The sequence below is a fragment of the Streptomyces sp. NPDC049887 genome (assembly GCF_040656535.1).
Classification (GTDB): domain Bacteria; phylum Actinomycetota; class Actinomycetes; order Streptomycetales; family Streptomycetaceae; genus Streptomyces.
In genome coordinates, this window is sequence record NZ_JBFAMM010000020.1 from 25,257 (window position 1) to 40,043 (window position 14,787).

14 protein-coding genes, 1 pseudogene and 1 riboswitch are annotated in these 14,787 nt (G+C 70.7%); of the genes and pseudogenes, 6 read left to right on the top strand and 9 right to left on the bottom strand.

All coding sequences use genetic code 11. The features are described 5' to 3' along the window. Nucleotides 1-53 precede the first annotated feature (53 nt). The 4 genes from AB0J10_RS23065 to AB0J10_RS23080 form a co-directional block, all read right to left on the bottom strand. The gene (locus tag AB0J10_RS23065; RefSeq protein ID WP_363064371.1) at nt 54-1,505 is read right to left on the bottom strand and encodes an ABC transporter permease; all 1,452 of its coding nucleotides are present in this window, start codon (nt 1,503-1,505) and stop codon (nt 54-56) included. A 240-nt stretch (nt 1,506-1,745) separates the two neighbouring features. Beyond that, entirely contained in the window at nt 1,746-2,495 is a 750-nt protein-coding gene (locus tag AB0J10_RS23070; RefSeq protein WP_363064469.1) for a putative protein N(5)-glutamine methyltransferase, read from the bottom strand. Between the two features lie 273 nt (nt 2,496-2,768). After that, on the bottom strand, nt 2,769-2,984 hold the full coding sequence (locus AB0J10_RS23075) for a hypothetical protein (RefSeq protein ID WP_363064473.1): 216 nt from the start codon (nt 2,982-2,984) through the stop codon (nt 2,769-2,771). After that, nucleotides 2,981-3,175, bottom strand: a complete 195-nt coding sequence (locus AB0J10_RS23080) for a hypothetical protein (protein ID WP_363064372.1) — start codon at nt 3,173-3,175, stop codon at nt 2,981-2,983. Before AB0J10_RS23080 ends, AB0J10_RS23075 begins: the two co-directional genes overlap by 4 nt. Nucleotides 3,176-3,313: 138 nt before the next feature. On the opposite strand from AB0J10_RS23080, the gene AB0J10_RS23085 reads away from it, so the two are divergent. The 3 genes and pseudogenes from AB0J10_RS23085 to AB0J10_RS23095 form a co-directional block, all read left to right on the top strand. Next, the gene (locus AB0J10_RS23085; protein WP_363064373.1) at nt 3,314-4,156 is read left to right on the top strand and encodes a helix-turn-helix transcriptional regulator; all 843 of its coding nucleotides are present in this window, start codon (nt 3,314-3,316) and stop codon (nt 4,154-4,156) included. Next, nucleotides 4,137-4,349 carry a DUF397 domain-containing protein gene (locus AB0J10_RS23090; protein ID WP_363064374.1) on the top strand — a complete coding sequence of 71 codons (213 nt, stop codon included), beginning with the start codon at nt 4,137-4,139 and terminating at the stop codon, nt 4,347-4,349. The genes AB0J10_RS23085 and AB0J10_RS23090 overlap by 20 nt, the downstream gene beginning before the upstream one ends. Nucleotides 4,350-4,633: 284 nt before the next feature. Next, nucleotides 4,634-4,813: pseudogene (locus tag AB0J10_RS23095) on the top strand (hypothetical protein); the annotation flags it as partial. Nucleotides 4,814-4,821: 8 nt separating this feature from the next. Here AB0J10_RS23095 and AB0J10_RS23100 read toward each other — a convergent pair. Then, nucleotides 4,822-5,802: an amidohydrolase family protein gene (locus AB0J10_RS23100; RefSeq protein WP_363064375.1), complete on the bottom strand. Its 981-nt coding sequence runs from the start codon at nt 5,800-5,802 to the stop codon at nt 4,822-4,824. A 293-nt stretch (nt 5,803-6,095) separates the two neighbouring features. Between AB0J10_RS23100 and AB0J10_RS23105 the strand changes: the two genes are divergently transcribed. Beyond that, nucleotides 6,096-8,063, top strand: coding sequence for a PAS domain S-box protein (locus tag AB0J10_RS23105; protein ID WP_363064376.1), 1,968 nt, complete (start codon nt 6,096-6,098; stop codon nt 8,061-8,063). 129 nt (nt 8,064-8,192) lie between these two features. Here the strand turns inward: AB0J10_RS23105 and groL are convergent, their stop codons facing one another. The 4 genes from groL to thrC all read right to left on the bottom strand — a co-directional run bounded on the left by groL (nt 8,193) and on the right by thrC (nt 12,490). Further along, on the bottom strand, nt 8,193-9,815 hold the full coding sequence (gene groL, locus AB0J10_RS23110) for a chaperonin GroEL (RefSeq protein WP_363064377.1): 1,623 nt from the start codon (nt 9,813-9,815) through the stop codon (nt 8,193-8,195). A gap of 467 nt (nt 9,816-10,282) precedes the next feature. Next, a complete protein-coding gene (locus tag AB0J10_RS23115) occupies nt 10,283-10,486 on the bottom strand; it encodes a cold-shock protein (protein WP_003986833.1) in 204 nt (67 codons plus the stop codon). Between the two features lie 442 nt (nt 10,487-10,928). Continuing rightward, entirely contained in the window at nt 10,929-11,204 is a 276-nt protein-coding gene (locus tag AB0J10_RS23120; RefSeq protein ID WP_283299638.1) for a MoaD/ThiS family protein, read from the bottom strand. Further along, nucleotides 11,201-12,490, bottom strand: coding sequence for a threonine synthase (thrC, locus tag AB0J10_RS23125; RefSeq protein ID WP_363064378.1), 1,290 nt, complete (start codon nt 12,488-12,490; stop codon nt 11,201-11,203). The genes AB0J10_RS23120 and thrC overlap by 4 nt, the downstream gene beginning before the upstream one ends. A 17-nt stretch (nt 12,491-12,507) precedes the next feature. Then, a riboswitch (SAM riboswitch) is annotated at nt 12,508-12,654 on the bottom strand. Nucleotides 12,655-12,769: 115 nt separating this feature from the next. Here thrC and AB0J10_RS23130 point away from each other — a divergent pair. Together AB0J10_RS23130 and AB0J10_RS23135 are read left to right on the top strand one after the other, a co-directional pair. Continuing rightward, complete coding sequence (locus AB0J10_RS23130; protein WP_363064379.1) at nt 12,770-13,729, top strand: glucosyl-3-phosphoglycerate synthase; 960 nt, start codon at nt 12,770-12,772, stop codon at nt 13,727-13,729. A gap of 89 nt (nt 13,730-13,818) precedes the next feature. Continuing rightward, nucleotides 13,819-14,685, top strand: a complete 867-nt coding sequence (locus AB0J10_RS23135; RefSeq protein ID WP_363064380.1) for a DUF11 domain-containing protein — start codon at nt 13,819-13,821, stop codon at nt 14,683-14,685. The last annotated feature ends 102 nt before the right edge of the window (nt 14,686-14,787 follow it).

The window sequence follows — 14,787 nt, forward strand, 5'->3', positions numbered from 1 at the left end:
TGATTCAACTCCTGTATTGCGTGGTGACGTTCGTCGTCGGGTCGGGGCGGCCGCTACTCGACGCGGCGCAGCGCGTCCGCGGGCCGCAACCGCGACGCCCGCCATCCGCCGAACCCGCCGGCGACCAGTCCGCCCGCGACGGCGAGCGCGACGGCGAGTCCGATCGTGGTGAGCGACACCGGCGCGGTGAGCGCGATGTCGAGGGCCCTGGACGCGCCGTCCCTCCCGGGGCCGCCCGGCCCGCCGGCGAGCATCCGGCCACCGCCGCCCGCACCGCCCCCGCCACCGGCGCCCAACTGGGCGGTGAGCGTCGGGCTGAACGCGGTGATCGCCCAGGCGCCCGCGAGCCCGATCCCGATGCCCAGGGCCCCGCCGATCAGGCCGTTGACCAGTGCCTCGCCCGCCACCTGCCCGGTGACCCGGCGGCTCTTCCAGCCCAGTGCCTTCAGCGTGCCGAACTCGCGCACCCGCCTGCTCACCGCGGACGACGTCAGCAGCCCCGCCACGAGGAACGCCGCCGCCAGAACGACGACCGACAGCCACTTGCCGACGCCGGCCGCCAGGTCGGAGGCGGTGGACAACGAGCCCGAGACCGTCTGCGCGAGATCGGCGGACGTGGTCACCGTCGTCCCGGAGACGTTCTTCTGGATCGTGTCCTTGACGCCCGCGATCCGCTGCGAGTCGGTCGCCTTCACATAGACGGTCGTGATCTTGTCCTTGGCGTTCGCCAGGGTCTGCGCCCGGGCGAGCGGCAGATAGACGTCGGCGGCCGCGTCCCCGCTGTCCGCCGTGGCGACGCCCACGACGGTGAACTTCGAGCCCGAGATGGTCAGCGTCCCACCGACCTTCAGCTCCTTCTCCTTGGCGTAGGCGCTGTCCACGACGGCGACGGCCGCCGCGGTCTCGCCCGCCTCGAACGTACGCCCGGACGTGATCTTCGAGGAGGTCAGCGGCCCGAGCTCCTGACGGGCAACGTCCGTTCCGTAGACGGAGAACGAGTCGACGTCGAAGTCGGCGCCGCCGCCGCGGACCTCACCGGCGGCCGGGCCGCCGGGCCCCGCCTGCCCCGGCTCCTGCCTGAACTCGCCCGGCTTGAACTGCCCGTCGACCTTCATGACCCGTACGTTCAGGCCGCCGACCGCGTCCGCGACCCCGTCCTGCCCGGCGACCCGCGCGACCGTCGACGCGGTGAGCGTCTCGAAGCCCTGGACCATGACGATGTCCTGGCTCTGCCGGGCGTCGTCGTCACCGCCCATGGCATCGAAGCGGAACCGCGGCCGCTTCACGGTCGCGCCCTCCTCGGGAGGGGCGGCGGCCTTGGTGACGGTCATGTCGGTGCCGAGCCCGTACAGCGACTCCAGCACCTTGCCCTGCGCCTGGTTCATGCCGGCCGAGACCGAACTGACGACGATGACCAGGGCGATTCCGAGGGCGAGCCCCGAGGCGACGACGAGTGCCGCCTTCCTTCGGCGGCGCAGTTCGCGCCTGAGGTAGGTGAAGAACATGGCGCGAAAGCTATGGAGGCGGTGTGAGGGCCGGTTGAGTCCCCGATGAGACGGACATGAGAAGCGGACGGCGGCCCTCGACGGCCGAGCACGTCGGCGAGCGCGAACACGTCGGCCCACCGGGCACCGCCCGCAACCGCCACCGCGATCACGTCGGTCACCGCGAGCACGTCGGCCCACCGGGGACGGCCCGCAACCGCCACCACGAGCTCCGTCGCCTTGCCCGGGGAAGGCGTCCCGTCAGTCGGTCGGTCTCGTCCCGACGACGACGGTGGCGTACGACTCGTCGCATGTGGCCACCCGCGGCACCAGACCACTGTCCGCGACCGCCGCCAGCGCGTCCGCCGCCTGTCGCTCGCTCGTCTCGAACAGCAGGATCCCGCCCGGAGCCAGCCAGTCTCCGGCCTCCGCCGTCACGCGCCGCAGCACGTCGAGCCCGTCCGTGCCGCCGTCGAGCGCGACCAGCGGCTCGTGCACCCGGGCCTCGGCGGGCAGCAGCCCGACCTCCTCGGTCGGTACGTACGGGACGTTCGCGGCCAGGATGTCGACGCGCCCCCGCAGCCCGCCGGGCAGCGGCTCGAACAGATCGCCCTGGAGAACCCGTGCGCCCTCCGGAACGTTTCGCCGGGCGCACCGGACCGCGTCCGGCTCGATGTCGGAGGCGTACAGCTCCACTCCGGGACCGGGCAGTGAGGCCGCCAGCGCCGCCCCGACGGCACCCGAACCGCAGCACAGGTCGACGATCACCCCGGCGTCAGGCCGGGCGGCCGCCGCCCGGCGGACGAGGAACTCGGTACGGCGCCGGGGCACGAACACCCCCGGCTCCACGGTGATTCGCAGACCGCAGAACTCCGCCCAGCCGAGGACGTGTTCCAGCGGATGGCCACAGGCCCGCCGCTCCACCATGGCGACGAGTTCGGCACACGTCCGGGCGGCGGAGAGCAGCAGCTCCGCCTCGTCCTCGGCGAAGACACAGCCCGCGGCGCGCAGTCTGCCGACGACGGCCTCGGCGGAGGCCGCAACTGCGGCCGGCGCCGGGGCCCAGGCGCCGCCTTCGGCGGGAAGGGAGGGAGAATCGGCGGGAAGGGAGAGAGAAGAGGAAGGATCGAAGGAGAACGACAAGGGGAGCCTCTCGGAAGTTCCGAAACGGGGCTCTCTCACACACCTTCGGCGACGCGGAGGCGAGCACCCGGTCCTGCGGCAGCGGTAATGGGTCTCACCTCCCGGCGTCCTGGTACTGGAGTCACCAACCCTATCGCGGCCCTATCCGGGCAGCCTCCCCTGCCGGTTGCGCTCCCTGACCCGTGCCCGCAGCAGTACGGTGGGCGGCACGTGCCTCAGCGCCTCGGCAGGGCAGTCCCACTCCTGGCCGCCTCCCGGCGGCCGTAGTTGCACGTACGGCCCCTCGCGCCCCATCACGCGCCCGATGCGCCCGTCCCGCGAGTCGATCACGTACTCGCCCTCCCCGACCGAGTTCACCCGCGGGCCCCGTGGAGCGCCGCGGCGAGCCGCAGCGCGGTGTCCAGGTTGCAGCGCCCCAGGTCGTCCAGGGGATATGTCCCCGACTCGCTGGTGAGCGACACGAGGTCCACGCACAGCGACGGCAGGGTCACGCCCGTCGAGCCGAGCTCGTCCCGCAACTGCGCCACGACCTCCTCAGCAGCACGCAACCGTTCCTTCGGACATGGTGGAACCAACCGGCACCTCCACTCTCGGTATGTATGTTCCCTACACAGCGTGGTCATGGAGGGCTAGCCTGACCAGTGTCGAAGGCCCAACAACCCGACTTGTGTCACACGGAGTTGACCTTGCCTGGACCGAAGGATCTGGACCCCTCCACCTCTCCCAGGGCCCTGCTCGGCGCCGAACTGCGCCACGCCCGCGAGAACGCCGGCCTCAGCCAGCGGGAGCTCGGCGAACCGCTCTTCGTCAGCGCGTCGTTCATCGGCCAACTGGAGGCGGGCACACGGCGGATGCAGCCGGATGTCGCACGCAGGATCGACGAGATACTCGGCACGAACGGCTTCTTCGAACGGAACTGCCTCGCCGCCAACAAGTCCAGGTACCCGGACCACTTCGCCGAGGCGGCGGAGGCGGAAGCGGTCGCGACGACGATCCGCGAGTACGCGCCGCTGCTGATCCCGGGGCTGCTGCAGACGGAGACGTACGCACGGGCGGTGTTCCGCGCCTACCAGCCGACCGCCACGGAGGCGGTCATCGACGAACTGGTCGAGGCGAGGCTGGAACGGGCGCGGCTCCTCGACGATCCAACAACACCGATGTTGTGGACGGTCCTTGACGAGGCGGTCTTACGCCGCCGCGTCGGGAGCGCGGCGGTGATGGGGGAGGCGCTGCGGCACATCGAGGCACTGGCGCGACGGAACCGGGTGATCGTGCAGGTGATGCCGTTCCATGCGGGAGCGCACACGGCAATGGAGGGCGCGCTCAAACTGATGGAATTCACAGACGCACCCTCACTCGCGTACCTCCAGGCTCTGGGCTCAGGGCAGTTGGACGACGATCCAGCGACAGTGACCCGCCACAAACTCACCTACGAGTTGGTCACGGCCGGCGCCCTGTCCCCCCGCGAATCCCTGGCCCTGATCGCATCGGTGGCGGAGGATTACGCCCATGAAGATCAGCAGCCCTGAGTACGACCTGAGTGCCGCTGTCTGGCGCAAGTCCAGCTACAGCGGCGGCAGTGGCGGCGACTGCCTCGAAGTCGCCGACGACCACCCCGGCATCGTCCCCGTGCGCGACTCGAAGGACCACGACGGCCCGAAGCTCGTGTTCCGGACCGCCGTCTGGTCCGCGTTCGTGGACGGGGTCAAGACGGTCCGCTGAGCAGCACCACGACGGGGCCCGGGGCTTGAGCCTCGGGCTCCGAGCGCTCTGAACAAGGAATGATGAAGGGTCTCGACCCGCCCACCCTCCCCGCGAGTTGACTGTGGGCGATCCTTTCGCCACGGAGGGTCACGACCCTCTGGCGTGTCCGGAAAACGAACAGCCCCCGTCAGGTGCGCCAACACCGGCGGGGGCTTGACCAACAAGATCGGTAAGGTCGATCCGGATGGCTGACAGCCAGTTTTAGTGCCCCCTCCCTGCCCGCGCACGCCGCTCCGCACCCGATGGCCCGCCCCGGCTACGGAAAGCGCGTCGCTTCGGGCCAACCGGCCCGCACCGCAGCGGACTTCACGCACCTGCCACCGCGCGAGGCCGCCGTCGCCGCGTACATCGACCGGCTCGCGGACGGAGCCGACATCTCGGTGAGGACGCTGGCCAAGGTGCTCCCGTACGGCCAGTGCGCGCAAGAAGCTCAAGGACTACGCCGGCTGACGTGGTGACCGGAACCGCCGCCGAGCCGGGCCGGGCTCTCGGCCGGCAGCAGGCCGGTTCCGGCCTCCAGGACCCGCTCCGCCTCCTCGGGGACGAGCGTCTCCTCGATGAAGGTGACGGCACGGCGCAACTTGTCCCCGGTCTGGTAGGGGAAGTCCGTGCCCAGCATCAGCCGGTCCGCACCGTACGAGTCGGCCGCCGCGCGCAGGGCGGGCGCATGGCCGTGGGCGACGGTGTCGTAGTGCATCCGGCGGGCGGCGGACGTCGGCAGCTCGATGACGTCGGGCGCCTCCCACGGGATGTGGTCGTCGGCGCGCGGCAGCAGCAGCGGCAGGGCCCCGCCGAGGTGCGCGTGGACGATCCGCAGCCTCGGGAAGCGACTCGGGACCCCTTCGAGGATCAGATGCATCGCGCAGATCGTGTCCTCCGTCGGCGCACCCACCATCCACCGCATCCGGTTCCGCTCGATGAGCGGTGAACCGGCGTCCCGGCCGGCCGGATGCAGGCTCAGCACCGAGTCCCGGTGGTCCAACTCCTCGAAGAGCGGCCGGAAGAGGGGGTCGCCGAGACTGCGGCCGAGTACCGACGTCGTCAGCCCGGCGCCCGCCATCCCCAACTGGTCCAGTGCGCGAGCCAGTTCCTCCAGCGAGGCGTCCAGGTGCGGGAGCGGCAGTGCGGCGAAGGCGGAGAAGCGGTCAGGGCGGGCGCGTACGACTTCCGCGTAGTGGTCGTTGGCCAGGCGGGCCGCCGTGACCGCTTCGGTCTCGTCCGGGAAGTACGGCGTCTGCGGGGAGACGGAGAGGATCTGGTGGTCGATGCCCGCGGCGTCGTTCATCGCGAACCGTGCGTCGAGTTCCGCCGGGCTGTCCCCCGCCCCCAGGCCCCTCTGCGTACCGGTGTCGGCCCGGCCGTAGGACTCAAGGAGGCGGAGGTAGTCCTCGCTCCACAGATGGGCGTGCACATCCGTCCGCACTCCTTCAGCTTCCCGCCGCCCCTGGCCCGCCGCCACCGGACGGGCGTCGGGACCGGGCGAACCGCCGTCCGGACGGGAAGGGGACCAGGTCGGGGGCGGCCCCGTGTCGCGCTGCCGGAGGGCCCGCCCCGCCACTGAACGGGCGATTCCATTTCCTGTTCCGCAATCGACATCACTGGTCAGAATCGGACTTTCCGGGTATGCCGTAATGCGTTGCGGTGAGATGTCCGGATACCGCTGCCGCGGTCACGGCTATGGGCAGAATCCGTCCGGGAGGCAACATGGAAGGCATCACCACGGCGGTCGCATCGGAGTCCGATCTAGACACCGGTGCCGCCGGAAGCTGTCATTGCCGGACGATCCCGCGCCCGGGGGCTCGCGCGGGTACCGCGGAGGAACGCTTCCGGGGACTGCTGGAGGCAGCGCCGGACGCCATGGTCATCGTCGACGACGGCGGAACCATCCGCCTCGTCAACGCCCAGACCGAAGCCCTCTTCGGCTACCGACGCGACGAACTCCTCGGCCGACCCGTCGAAATCCTCGTCCCCGACCGCTTCCGCAACCACCACGCCGCACACCGCAACGGATACACCCACAACCGCCAGGTCCGCCCCATGGGCGCCGGACTCGAACTCCACGGCCTCCGCAAGGACGGCACCGAGTTCCCCGTCGAGATCAGCCTCAGCCCCCTCGAAACCACCGACGGACTCCTCGTCTCCGCCGCCGTACGCGACGTCAGCGAACGAAAAGCCGCCGAGGAACGCTTCCGGGGGCTGCTGGAGGCAGCGCCGGACGCCATGGTCATCGTCGACGACGGCGGAACCATCCGCCTCGTCAACGCCCAGACCGAAGCCCTCTTCGGCTACCGACGCGACGAACTCCTCGGCCGACCCGTCGAAATCCTCGTCCCCGACCGCTTCCGCAACCACCACGCCGCACACCGCAACGGATACACCCACAACCGCCAGGTCCGCCCCATGGGCGCCGGACTCGAACTCCACGGCCTCCGCAAGGACGGCACCGAGTTCCCCGTCGAGATCAGCCTCAGCCCCCTCGAAACCACCGACGGACTCCTCGTCTCCGCCGCCGTACGCGACGTCAGCGAACGAAAAGCCGCCGAGGAACGCTTCCAGGCCCTGTACGAGCAGCAGCGGCACGTCGCGCTGACCTTGCAGCGCAGTCTGATGGGCACGCCGCCGGCCGTGCGCGGCCTGGAGACCGCGAGCCGCTATCTGCCCGCCACCCAGGGCGCGGGCGTCGGCGGCGACTGGTTCGACCTCGTACCTCTCGGTGCCGGACGGGTCGGCATCCTCATCGGTGACGTCATGGGACGCGGCCTGGAGGCGGCCGCCATCATGGGGCAACTGCGGTCCGCGGCCCACGCCCTCGCCAAGACGGGCATGCAGCCGCGGCAGTTGATGCACTCGCTCGACTCGATCGTCGCCGAGCTCGACGGTCCCGACCAGCTGGTCACCTGCTGCTACCTGATCGTGGCGCCGGACGCGGGTGAGGTGACCGTCTGCTCGGCCGGGCATCTTCCGGCCCTCGTCGCGGAGCCGGGCGGCGGCGTACGGTCCCTGGACGCGCCGGTCAGTGTGCCCCTGGGCGTCGGGGACCATCTGCACCAGCAGACGACGGTGGCGGTCGCTCCCGGGTCGAGTCTGATCCTCTTCACCGACGGTCTGATAGAGACACCGGCGGGAGACATCGAGGAGCAGCTCGACGCCCTCATCGACGCGCTCGACCTGGCGTTCGCCTCGGCACACGACCTGGAGACGGTGGTGGACCGGGTGCTGACGACGGTCCTGCCCGCCACCGAGCACCACCACGACGACGTGACGCTGCTCCTGGCCCAGCTGCCGGCGGCCCCGCTGGCCACGGCGGCGACGGAACTCCCGGCTACCCCGTCGTCGGTGTCGCGGGCCCGGGCCTTCCTCGCCAAGTCCCTGGTCGACTGGGGCTGCGCCCAGGTCGCGGACGACGCGCAGCTGCTGGTCTCCGAGGTGGTCACCAACGCGATCCAGCACGGAGCGGGGCCGGTGCGCCTGCTGATGCGGCGCAACAGCACCGAGCTCACGGTGGAGGTGAGCGATCACAGCCACCATCCGCCCCAGCCCCGGCTGGCTGCCGCCGACGACGAGTCGGGGCGGGGCCTGATCCTCGTCGAGACGCTGGCGGGCAGCTGGGGCGTCCGCCCGACGGACGACGGCAAGACGACGTGGTTCACGCTGCTCCTGGGGCCGGTGTGACGGGCCCTGCCGGGCACGCGATCGCACGCCCCGGCCTTCGCGCCGCGCCGGGGCGCAAAGGCCGAGGGCGGCACCCCCGGATCGGGGGTGCCGCCCTCGGTTCAGGACGGTCGATCGACTTGCGGTCGATCAGAAGTCCATGTCACCGCCCGGCATGCCGCCCGGAGCGGCCGCGGCGGCCTTCTCCGGCTTGTCGGCGATGACGGCCTCGGTGGTGAGGAACAGCGCGGCGATCGACGCGGCGTTCTGCAGCGCGGAACGCGTCACCTTGGCCGGGTCGATGATGCCCTCGGCGATGAGGTCGACGTACTCACCGGTCGCGGCGTTCAGGCCGTGGCCCGGGGTCAGGTTGCGCACCTTCTCCACCACGACGCCGCCCTCGAGGCCGGCGTTGACGGCGATCTGCTTCAGCGGGGCCTCCAGGGCCAGCTTCACAGCGGCGGCACCGGTGGCCTCGTCACCGTCGAGCTCGAGCTTCTCGAAGACCTGGGAGGCCTGGAGCAGGGCCACGCCACCACCGGCGACGATGCCCTCCTCGACGGCCGCCTTCGCGTTGCGGACGGCGTCCTCGATGCGGTGCTTGCGCTCCTTGAGCTCGACCTCGGTCGCGGCACCGGCCTTGATGACGGCCACGCCGCCGGCCAGCTTCGCGAGGCGCTCCTGCAGCTTCTCGCGGTCGTAGTCCGAGTCGGAGTTCTCGATCTCGGCGCGGATCTGGTTGACCCGGCCCTGGACCTGGTCGCTCTCGCCGGCACCGTCGACGATCGTGGTCTCGTGCTTGGTGATGACGACCTTGCGGGCGCGGCCCAGCAGGTCCAGGCCCGCGTTCTCGAGCTTGAGGCCGACCTCCTCGGAGATGACCGTGCCACCGGTGAGGATGGCGATGTCGCCGAGCATGGCCTTGCGGCGGTCGCCGAAGCCCGGGGCCTTGACGGCGACGGACTTGAAGGTGCCGCGGATCTTGTTGACGACCAGGGTCGACAGGGCCTCGCCCTCGACGTCCTCGGCGATGATCAGCAGCGGCTTGCCCGACTGCATGACCTTCTCCAGCAGCGGGAGGAGGTCCTTCACCGAGGAGATCTTGCCGTTGTAGATGAGGATGTACGGGTCCTCGAGGCCGGCCTCCATGCGCTCCATGTCGGTCGCGAAGTAGGCCGAGATGTAGCCCTTGTCGAAGCGCATGCCCTCGGTGAGTTCCAGCTCCAGACCGAAGGTCTGGGACTCCTCGACGGTGATGACGCCTTCCTTGCCGACCTTGTCCATCGCCTCGGCGATGAGCTCGCCGATCTGGGTGTCGGCGGCGGAGATGGAGGCGGTGGAGGCGATCTGCTCCTTGGTCTCGACCTCCTTGGCCTGGTCGAGCAGGGCACCGGAGACGGCCTCGACGGCCTTCTCGATACCGCGCTTCAGGGCCATCGGGTTGGCGCCGGCGGCCACGTTGCGCAGGCCCTCGCGGACCAGCGCCTGGGCGAGGACGGTCGCGGTGGTCGTACCGTCACCGGCGACGTCGTCCGTCTTCTTGGCGACTTCCTTGACCAGCTCGGCGCCGATCTTCTCGTACGGGTCCTCGAGCTCGATCTCCTTGGCGATGGAGACACCGTCGTTGGTGATCGTGGGGGCGCCCCACTTCTTCTCGAGGACGACGTTCCGGCCCTTGGGGCCAAGGGTGACCTTGACGGCGTCGGCGAGCTGGTTCATCCCGCGCTCGAGACCGCGCCGTGCCTCCTCGTCGAACGCGATGATCTTGGCCATGTGAAGTGGTCCTCCCGGACTGGGGTGGATTGCTCCGGACCGCGCTGGTGCCCGCGACGGACGGCCTGCACGCCTTGTGGTTCCTTGCCCCACCCGGCCTGCGGGCCTCACCGACCCGGTCCTTCGTTGTCACTCTCACTCGTAGAGTGCTAACGCCAATGATTAGCACTCGGACCCGGCGAGTGCAAGGCGCGCCCGCGACTCGGGCGTCCATCAGGACACGGCGGCCGGGTCCGGACCCGGACCCGGCCGAGGCGCGATCCGCACACCTCGCAGGTGGCGACCCCGCACCCGGCGGCGAGCGGTCGGGCCACGGCCCGGAACCGCGACCCGGGCACGGGGGCGAGCGGGCGGGTCGCGACGGAAGGCGGTCCGGACACGGCCGCGGCGGAACAGGCCCAGGACACGGCGGAGGGTCCGCGCCCCTGGCACGGACCCTCCGTCACGTTGCTGCAGTCAGTCGGCGCTCAGCCGGCTACGCGGACCATGTCCGCCTGCGGCCCCTTCTGGCCCTGCGAGATCTCGAACTCGACTCGCTGACCCTCCTCCAGGGTGCGGTACCCGTCCATCTGGATCGCGCTGTAGTGGACGAAAACATCCGCACCACCGTCGACCGCGATGAAGCCATACCCCTTCTCCGCGTTGAACCACTTGACGGTGCCCTGAGCCATGCCTAACTCCCCTATTACTGGCCCTTGCACAGGACCGCACTTCGCGGACCCGGGTCAGACCTCACCCAGCGGTGTCCCCCGGTGCCCGGAGGGGCATACGGATGACCCATGGATGTGCGCCGGAACGCGTCGACCGCGGCTGAATGTATCTGTCCAACTGCCGTCTGCAACAGGTCAATCGGACGAGAATTCCGGGCAGGACCGAAAGGACGACTCAGCAGAAATACGAGCGTTCCCGGGCAAGTCGGGCCGGACAAAGCGCACTTACTGCGCATCACGCTCAAGCACTTTGGCTGTTTCTTGTCGTGCGCGAACGCATTCTCATATGCGCCTGGCACACGCGGCGGAGGGGGCTTCCCCAACTCTATCGCGCTCAACCATGCAGAAACGCCCCCTCCGCCGAGCTTGCGGAGGGGGCACTTCTGCTGACTCTGCGTGGCGATCAGCCGCCCGCAACCGCGGGGATGATCGACACCCCGGCGCCGTCCGGCGTCGCCGTCTCCAGGCCCTGCTCGAAGCGCACGTCGTCGTCGTTGACGTACACGTTCACGAAGCGGCGCAGCTTGCCCTGGTCGTCCAGGACCCGGGCCGCGATGCCCGTGTGGTTCTTCTCCAGGTCGGCGATGACCTCGGCGAGGGTGGCGCCCTCGGCCGGGACCTCGGCCCGGCCGCCCGTGTAGGTGCGGAGGATGGTGGGGATGCGGACGTTGACGCTCATGCGAGGCCAGCCTCTCGGAAGGAGTCCAGGTTGGGGCGGATGACTGCGGACATACCCGTGGTCGGGGCCACCGCGTCGAGGGTCTTGAGGCCATCACCCGTGTTGACGACCACCGTGGTGAGGGACGGATCGATCACCCCGGCCTCGATCAGCTTCTTCGCCACACCGAGGGTCGTGCCGCCCGCGGTCTCGGTGAAGATGCCCTCGGTACGGGCCAGCAGCTTGATCGCGTCCACGATCTCCTCGTCGGTGACGTCCTCCACGGCACCGCCGGTGCGCCGGCAGATGTCGAGCACGTACGGGCCGTCCGCCGGGTTGCCGATCGCCAGGGACTTGGCGATGGTGTCCGGCTTCTGCGGCCTGACGACGTCGTGGCCGGCCTTGAACGCCACGGACACCGGGGAGCAGCCCTCGGCCTGGGCGCCGAAGATCTTGTAGGGCCGGTCCTCGACCAGTCCCAGCTTGATCAGCTCCTGGAGCCCCTTGTCGATCTTGGTGAGCTGGGAGCCGGAGGCGATCGGGATGACGATCTGGTCCGGCAACCGCCAGCCGAGCTGCTCGCAGATCTCGTACGCCAGCGTCTTGGAGCCCTCGGCGTAGTACGGGCGGAGGTTGACGTTCACGAAGCCCCAGCCCTCGCCGGCCGGGTCGCCGATGAGCTCGGAGCAGAAGCGGTTGACGTCGTCGTAGTTGCCCTCGATGCCGACCAGCTCTCCGCCGTAGACGGCGGCCATGACCACCTTGCCCTGCTCCAGGTCGTGCGGGATGAACACGCAGGAGCGGAAGCCGGCGCGCGCGGCCGCGGCGCCCACGGCACCGGCAAGGTTGCCGGTGGAGGAGCAGGAGAGGGTCGTGAAGCCGAAGGCCCGGGCGGCCTCGATCGCCTGGGCGACGACCCGGTCCTTGAAGGAGTGGGTCGGGTTGCCGGAGTCGTCCTTCACCCAGAGGCCGCCGGTGACGCCCAGCTCACGGGCGAGGTTGTCGGCCTGGACGAGCTTGGTGAAGCCAGGGTTCAGGTTCGGCTTGCTCGCCACGTCGGCGGGCACGGGCAGCAGCGGCGCATAGCGCCAGATGTTCTCCGGACCGCTCTCGATCCGCTTGCGCAGTTCCTCTGCATCGCCGCTCGGCAGGTCGTACGCGACTTCGAGCGGCCCGAAACAGACTTCGCAGGCGAAGATCGGACCGAGGGCGAAGCGCTCGCCGCACTCGCGGCAGGAGAGCCCGGAGGCGGGGCCCAGATCGACGGTGTCGGCAGAATCGGTGGTGGCAACAGTCTGCACAGCCATGGAGGCGAGGCCCTTTCTCCTCATCTTCCCCGCGGTGCGTTTCACCGCGAGACGGAATTGGCACCTTCCCTAGCCGTGAGCCTCGGCCGCGATGCGCGACGAGATCGGCTGGAGGGTTGCCGGGGCTTCAACGGGCCGTGTCCCTCTGCCCCTCTGGATGAGCGGTATTCGATTGTCCCGGCGCGACCCCGACATGCATCGGCGGTCCGCGTTGTTCAAGACTGTAACCGAACCCTCGGACGCTTGAGACGGTCGTCCGATCCGCGAGATGGAGATCACGTGCTGGAAGAGGTGGAGCGCTGGCTGGCCCGGCGGTCCTGGTCGGTGACCGACCGCCCGCTGGACCGGCTGCTGTCCGCCAAGCAGGACACCACGGTCAGCGTGGTGCTCCCCGCGCTGAACGAGGAGGCGACGGTCGGGGAGATCGTCGCCGCGATCCGGCGCGACCTGATGACCGACGCGGTGCCGCTCGTGGACGAGCTGGTCGTGGTCGACTCGGGGTCGACGGACCGCACCGCCGAGGTCGCCGCACGCGCCGGCGCCCGGGTGGTGCACCGGGACGCGATACTCCCGCGTGTCCCGGCCGTGCCCGGCAAGGGCGAGGTGCTGTGGCGATCCCTCCTGGCGACCGGTGGCGACGTCGTCTGCTTCGTGGACGCCGACCTGAAGGAGTTCTCGACGGACTTCGTGTCCGGGACCGTCGGACCGCTGCTGACCGACCCCGAGGTGCAGTTCGTCAAGGCGATGTACGACCGGCCGCTCGGGGACGCGCCCGGCCAGGGCGGGAGGGTGACCGAGCTGGTGGCCCGGCCGCTGCTCAATCTGCACTGGCCGCAGCTCGCGGGATTCGTCCAGCCGCTCGGCGGGGAGTACGCGGCGCGGCGCTCGCTGCTGGAGCGGCTGCCGTTCCCGGTCGGCTACGGGGTGGAGCTGGGCCTGCTGGTGGACGCGCTGCACACGGTGGGCCTGGACGCGCTGGCACAGGTGGACGTGGGTGTACGGCTGCACAGCCACCAGGACGGGCAGGCGCTGGGCCGGATGGCGGCGGCGATCTACCGCACGGCCCAGCTGCGCCTCTCGCGAGGGCATCTGGTCCGCCCGGCGCTGACGCAGTTCGAGCGCGGCGAGGGCGGGTTCGTCCCGCGGACGCACGCGGTGGACACGGAGGAGCGTCCGCCGATGGCGGACATCCCCGAGTACGCGAGCCGGGCGGGACGGCGCAACACGGGCGCGGCGTAACACGGCCCAGCCGGGATGATTGTCTACATTTCGGACTTATGGGCAATGGGAGTTCACAGGGTGCTCGGGTCCTCCGTCCTGTTCGGGCCGTGCCCGGCCAGGAACCGACGAGGGACCGCGGGCGCAGCAGAGGCGATCGGTCCCGGTTCCTCGGGGCCCTGACGGTCGCCGCGGGTGCCGCAGCCGTCACCACGGGCTTCGTACCGGCGGCTGCCGCCCTGTCGGCGCCGGCACCCGATCTGGAGATCACCAAGACGGCATCGGCGAAGAGGGTCGCCCTCGGGGACACCCTCACGTTCACCATCAGGGCGACGAACAACGGCGAGCGGGACCTCCCCGACGTGCGCTTCACCGACGATCTCGGCGGCACCCTCGACGACGCCGTCTACGACCGCAACGCCCGCACCACCCTCGGCCGGGTCGCGTACGCCGAGCCCGTGCTCTCGTACTCCGGTGCCATCCCGGCCGGGGGGACGGCGACCGTCACCTACTCGGTCACCGTGGGCGGCGAGGACGGCGGCGACGGCGGCGACGGCCGGCTCGGCGGGAGCCTGGAGGTCCAGTCCCCGCGGTCCAACTGCGCCACCGGCAGCAAGGACGCCCGGTGCACGGCGGCGCCCGTGGCCGAGGAGGTCGGGGAGCTCGGGGCGCCCCGGACCGACTTCGGCGACGAGGAGAGTCACGACCACAGCCTCGAACAGGGCCACGAGGACGGTCCGGACGAGGAGGGCGCCGAGGGCGGCGCCCAGGGCGTGCCGCCGGCCCCCGGTGGCCCCGGCAGTGCGGCGGGCGCCGGGCACGCCGGTGCCCCGGCCCACCGCAGCGGGTCCGTCGGCCAGATCGCGGCGGCCGGCCACGACAGCGAGCGGCTCTGGCTGCTCGGCGGAGTGGCCCTGGCCCTCTCGGCAGCCGGCGCCATCGCGCTCGCGGCCACGCGGGACCGGGGGAACCATTGATCACATGAGCCCGACCGGTCCGGTGCCGTCGTCGGGGGACGGCACGCGACCGGGCCGGGCCTGGCGTCGGCACGCGACCGGACGGGTCGACGGTCCGGGGCG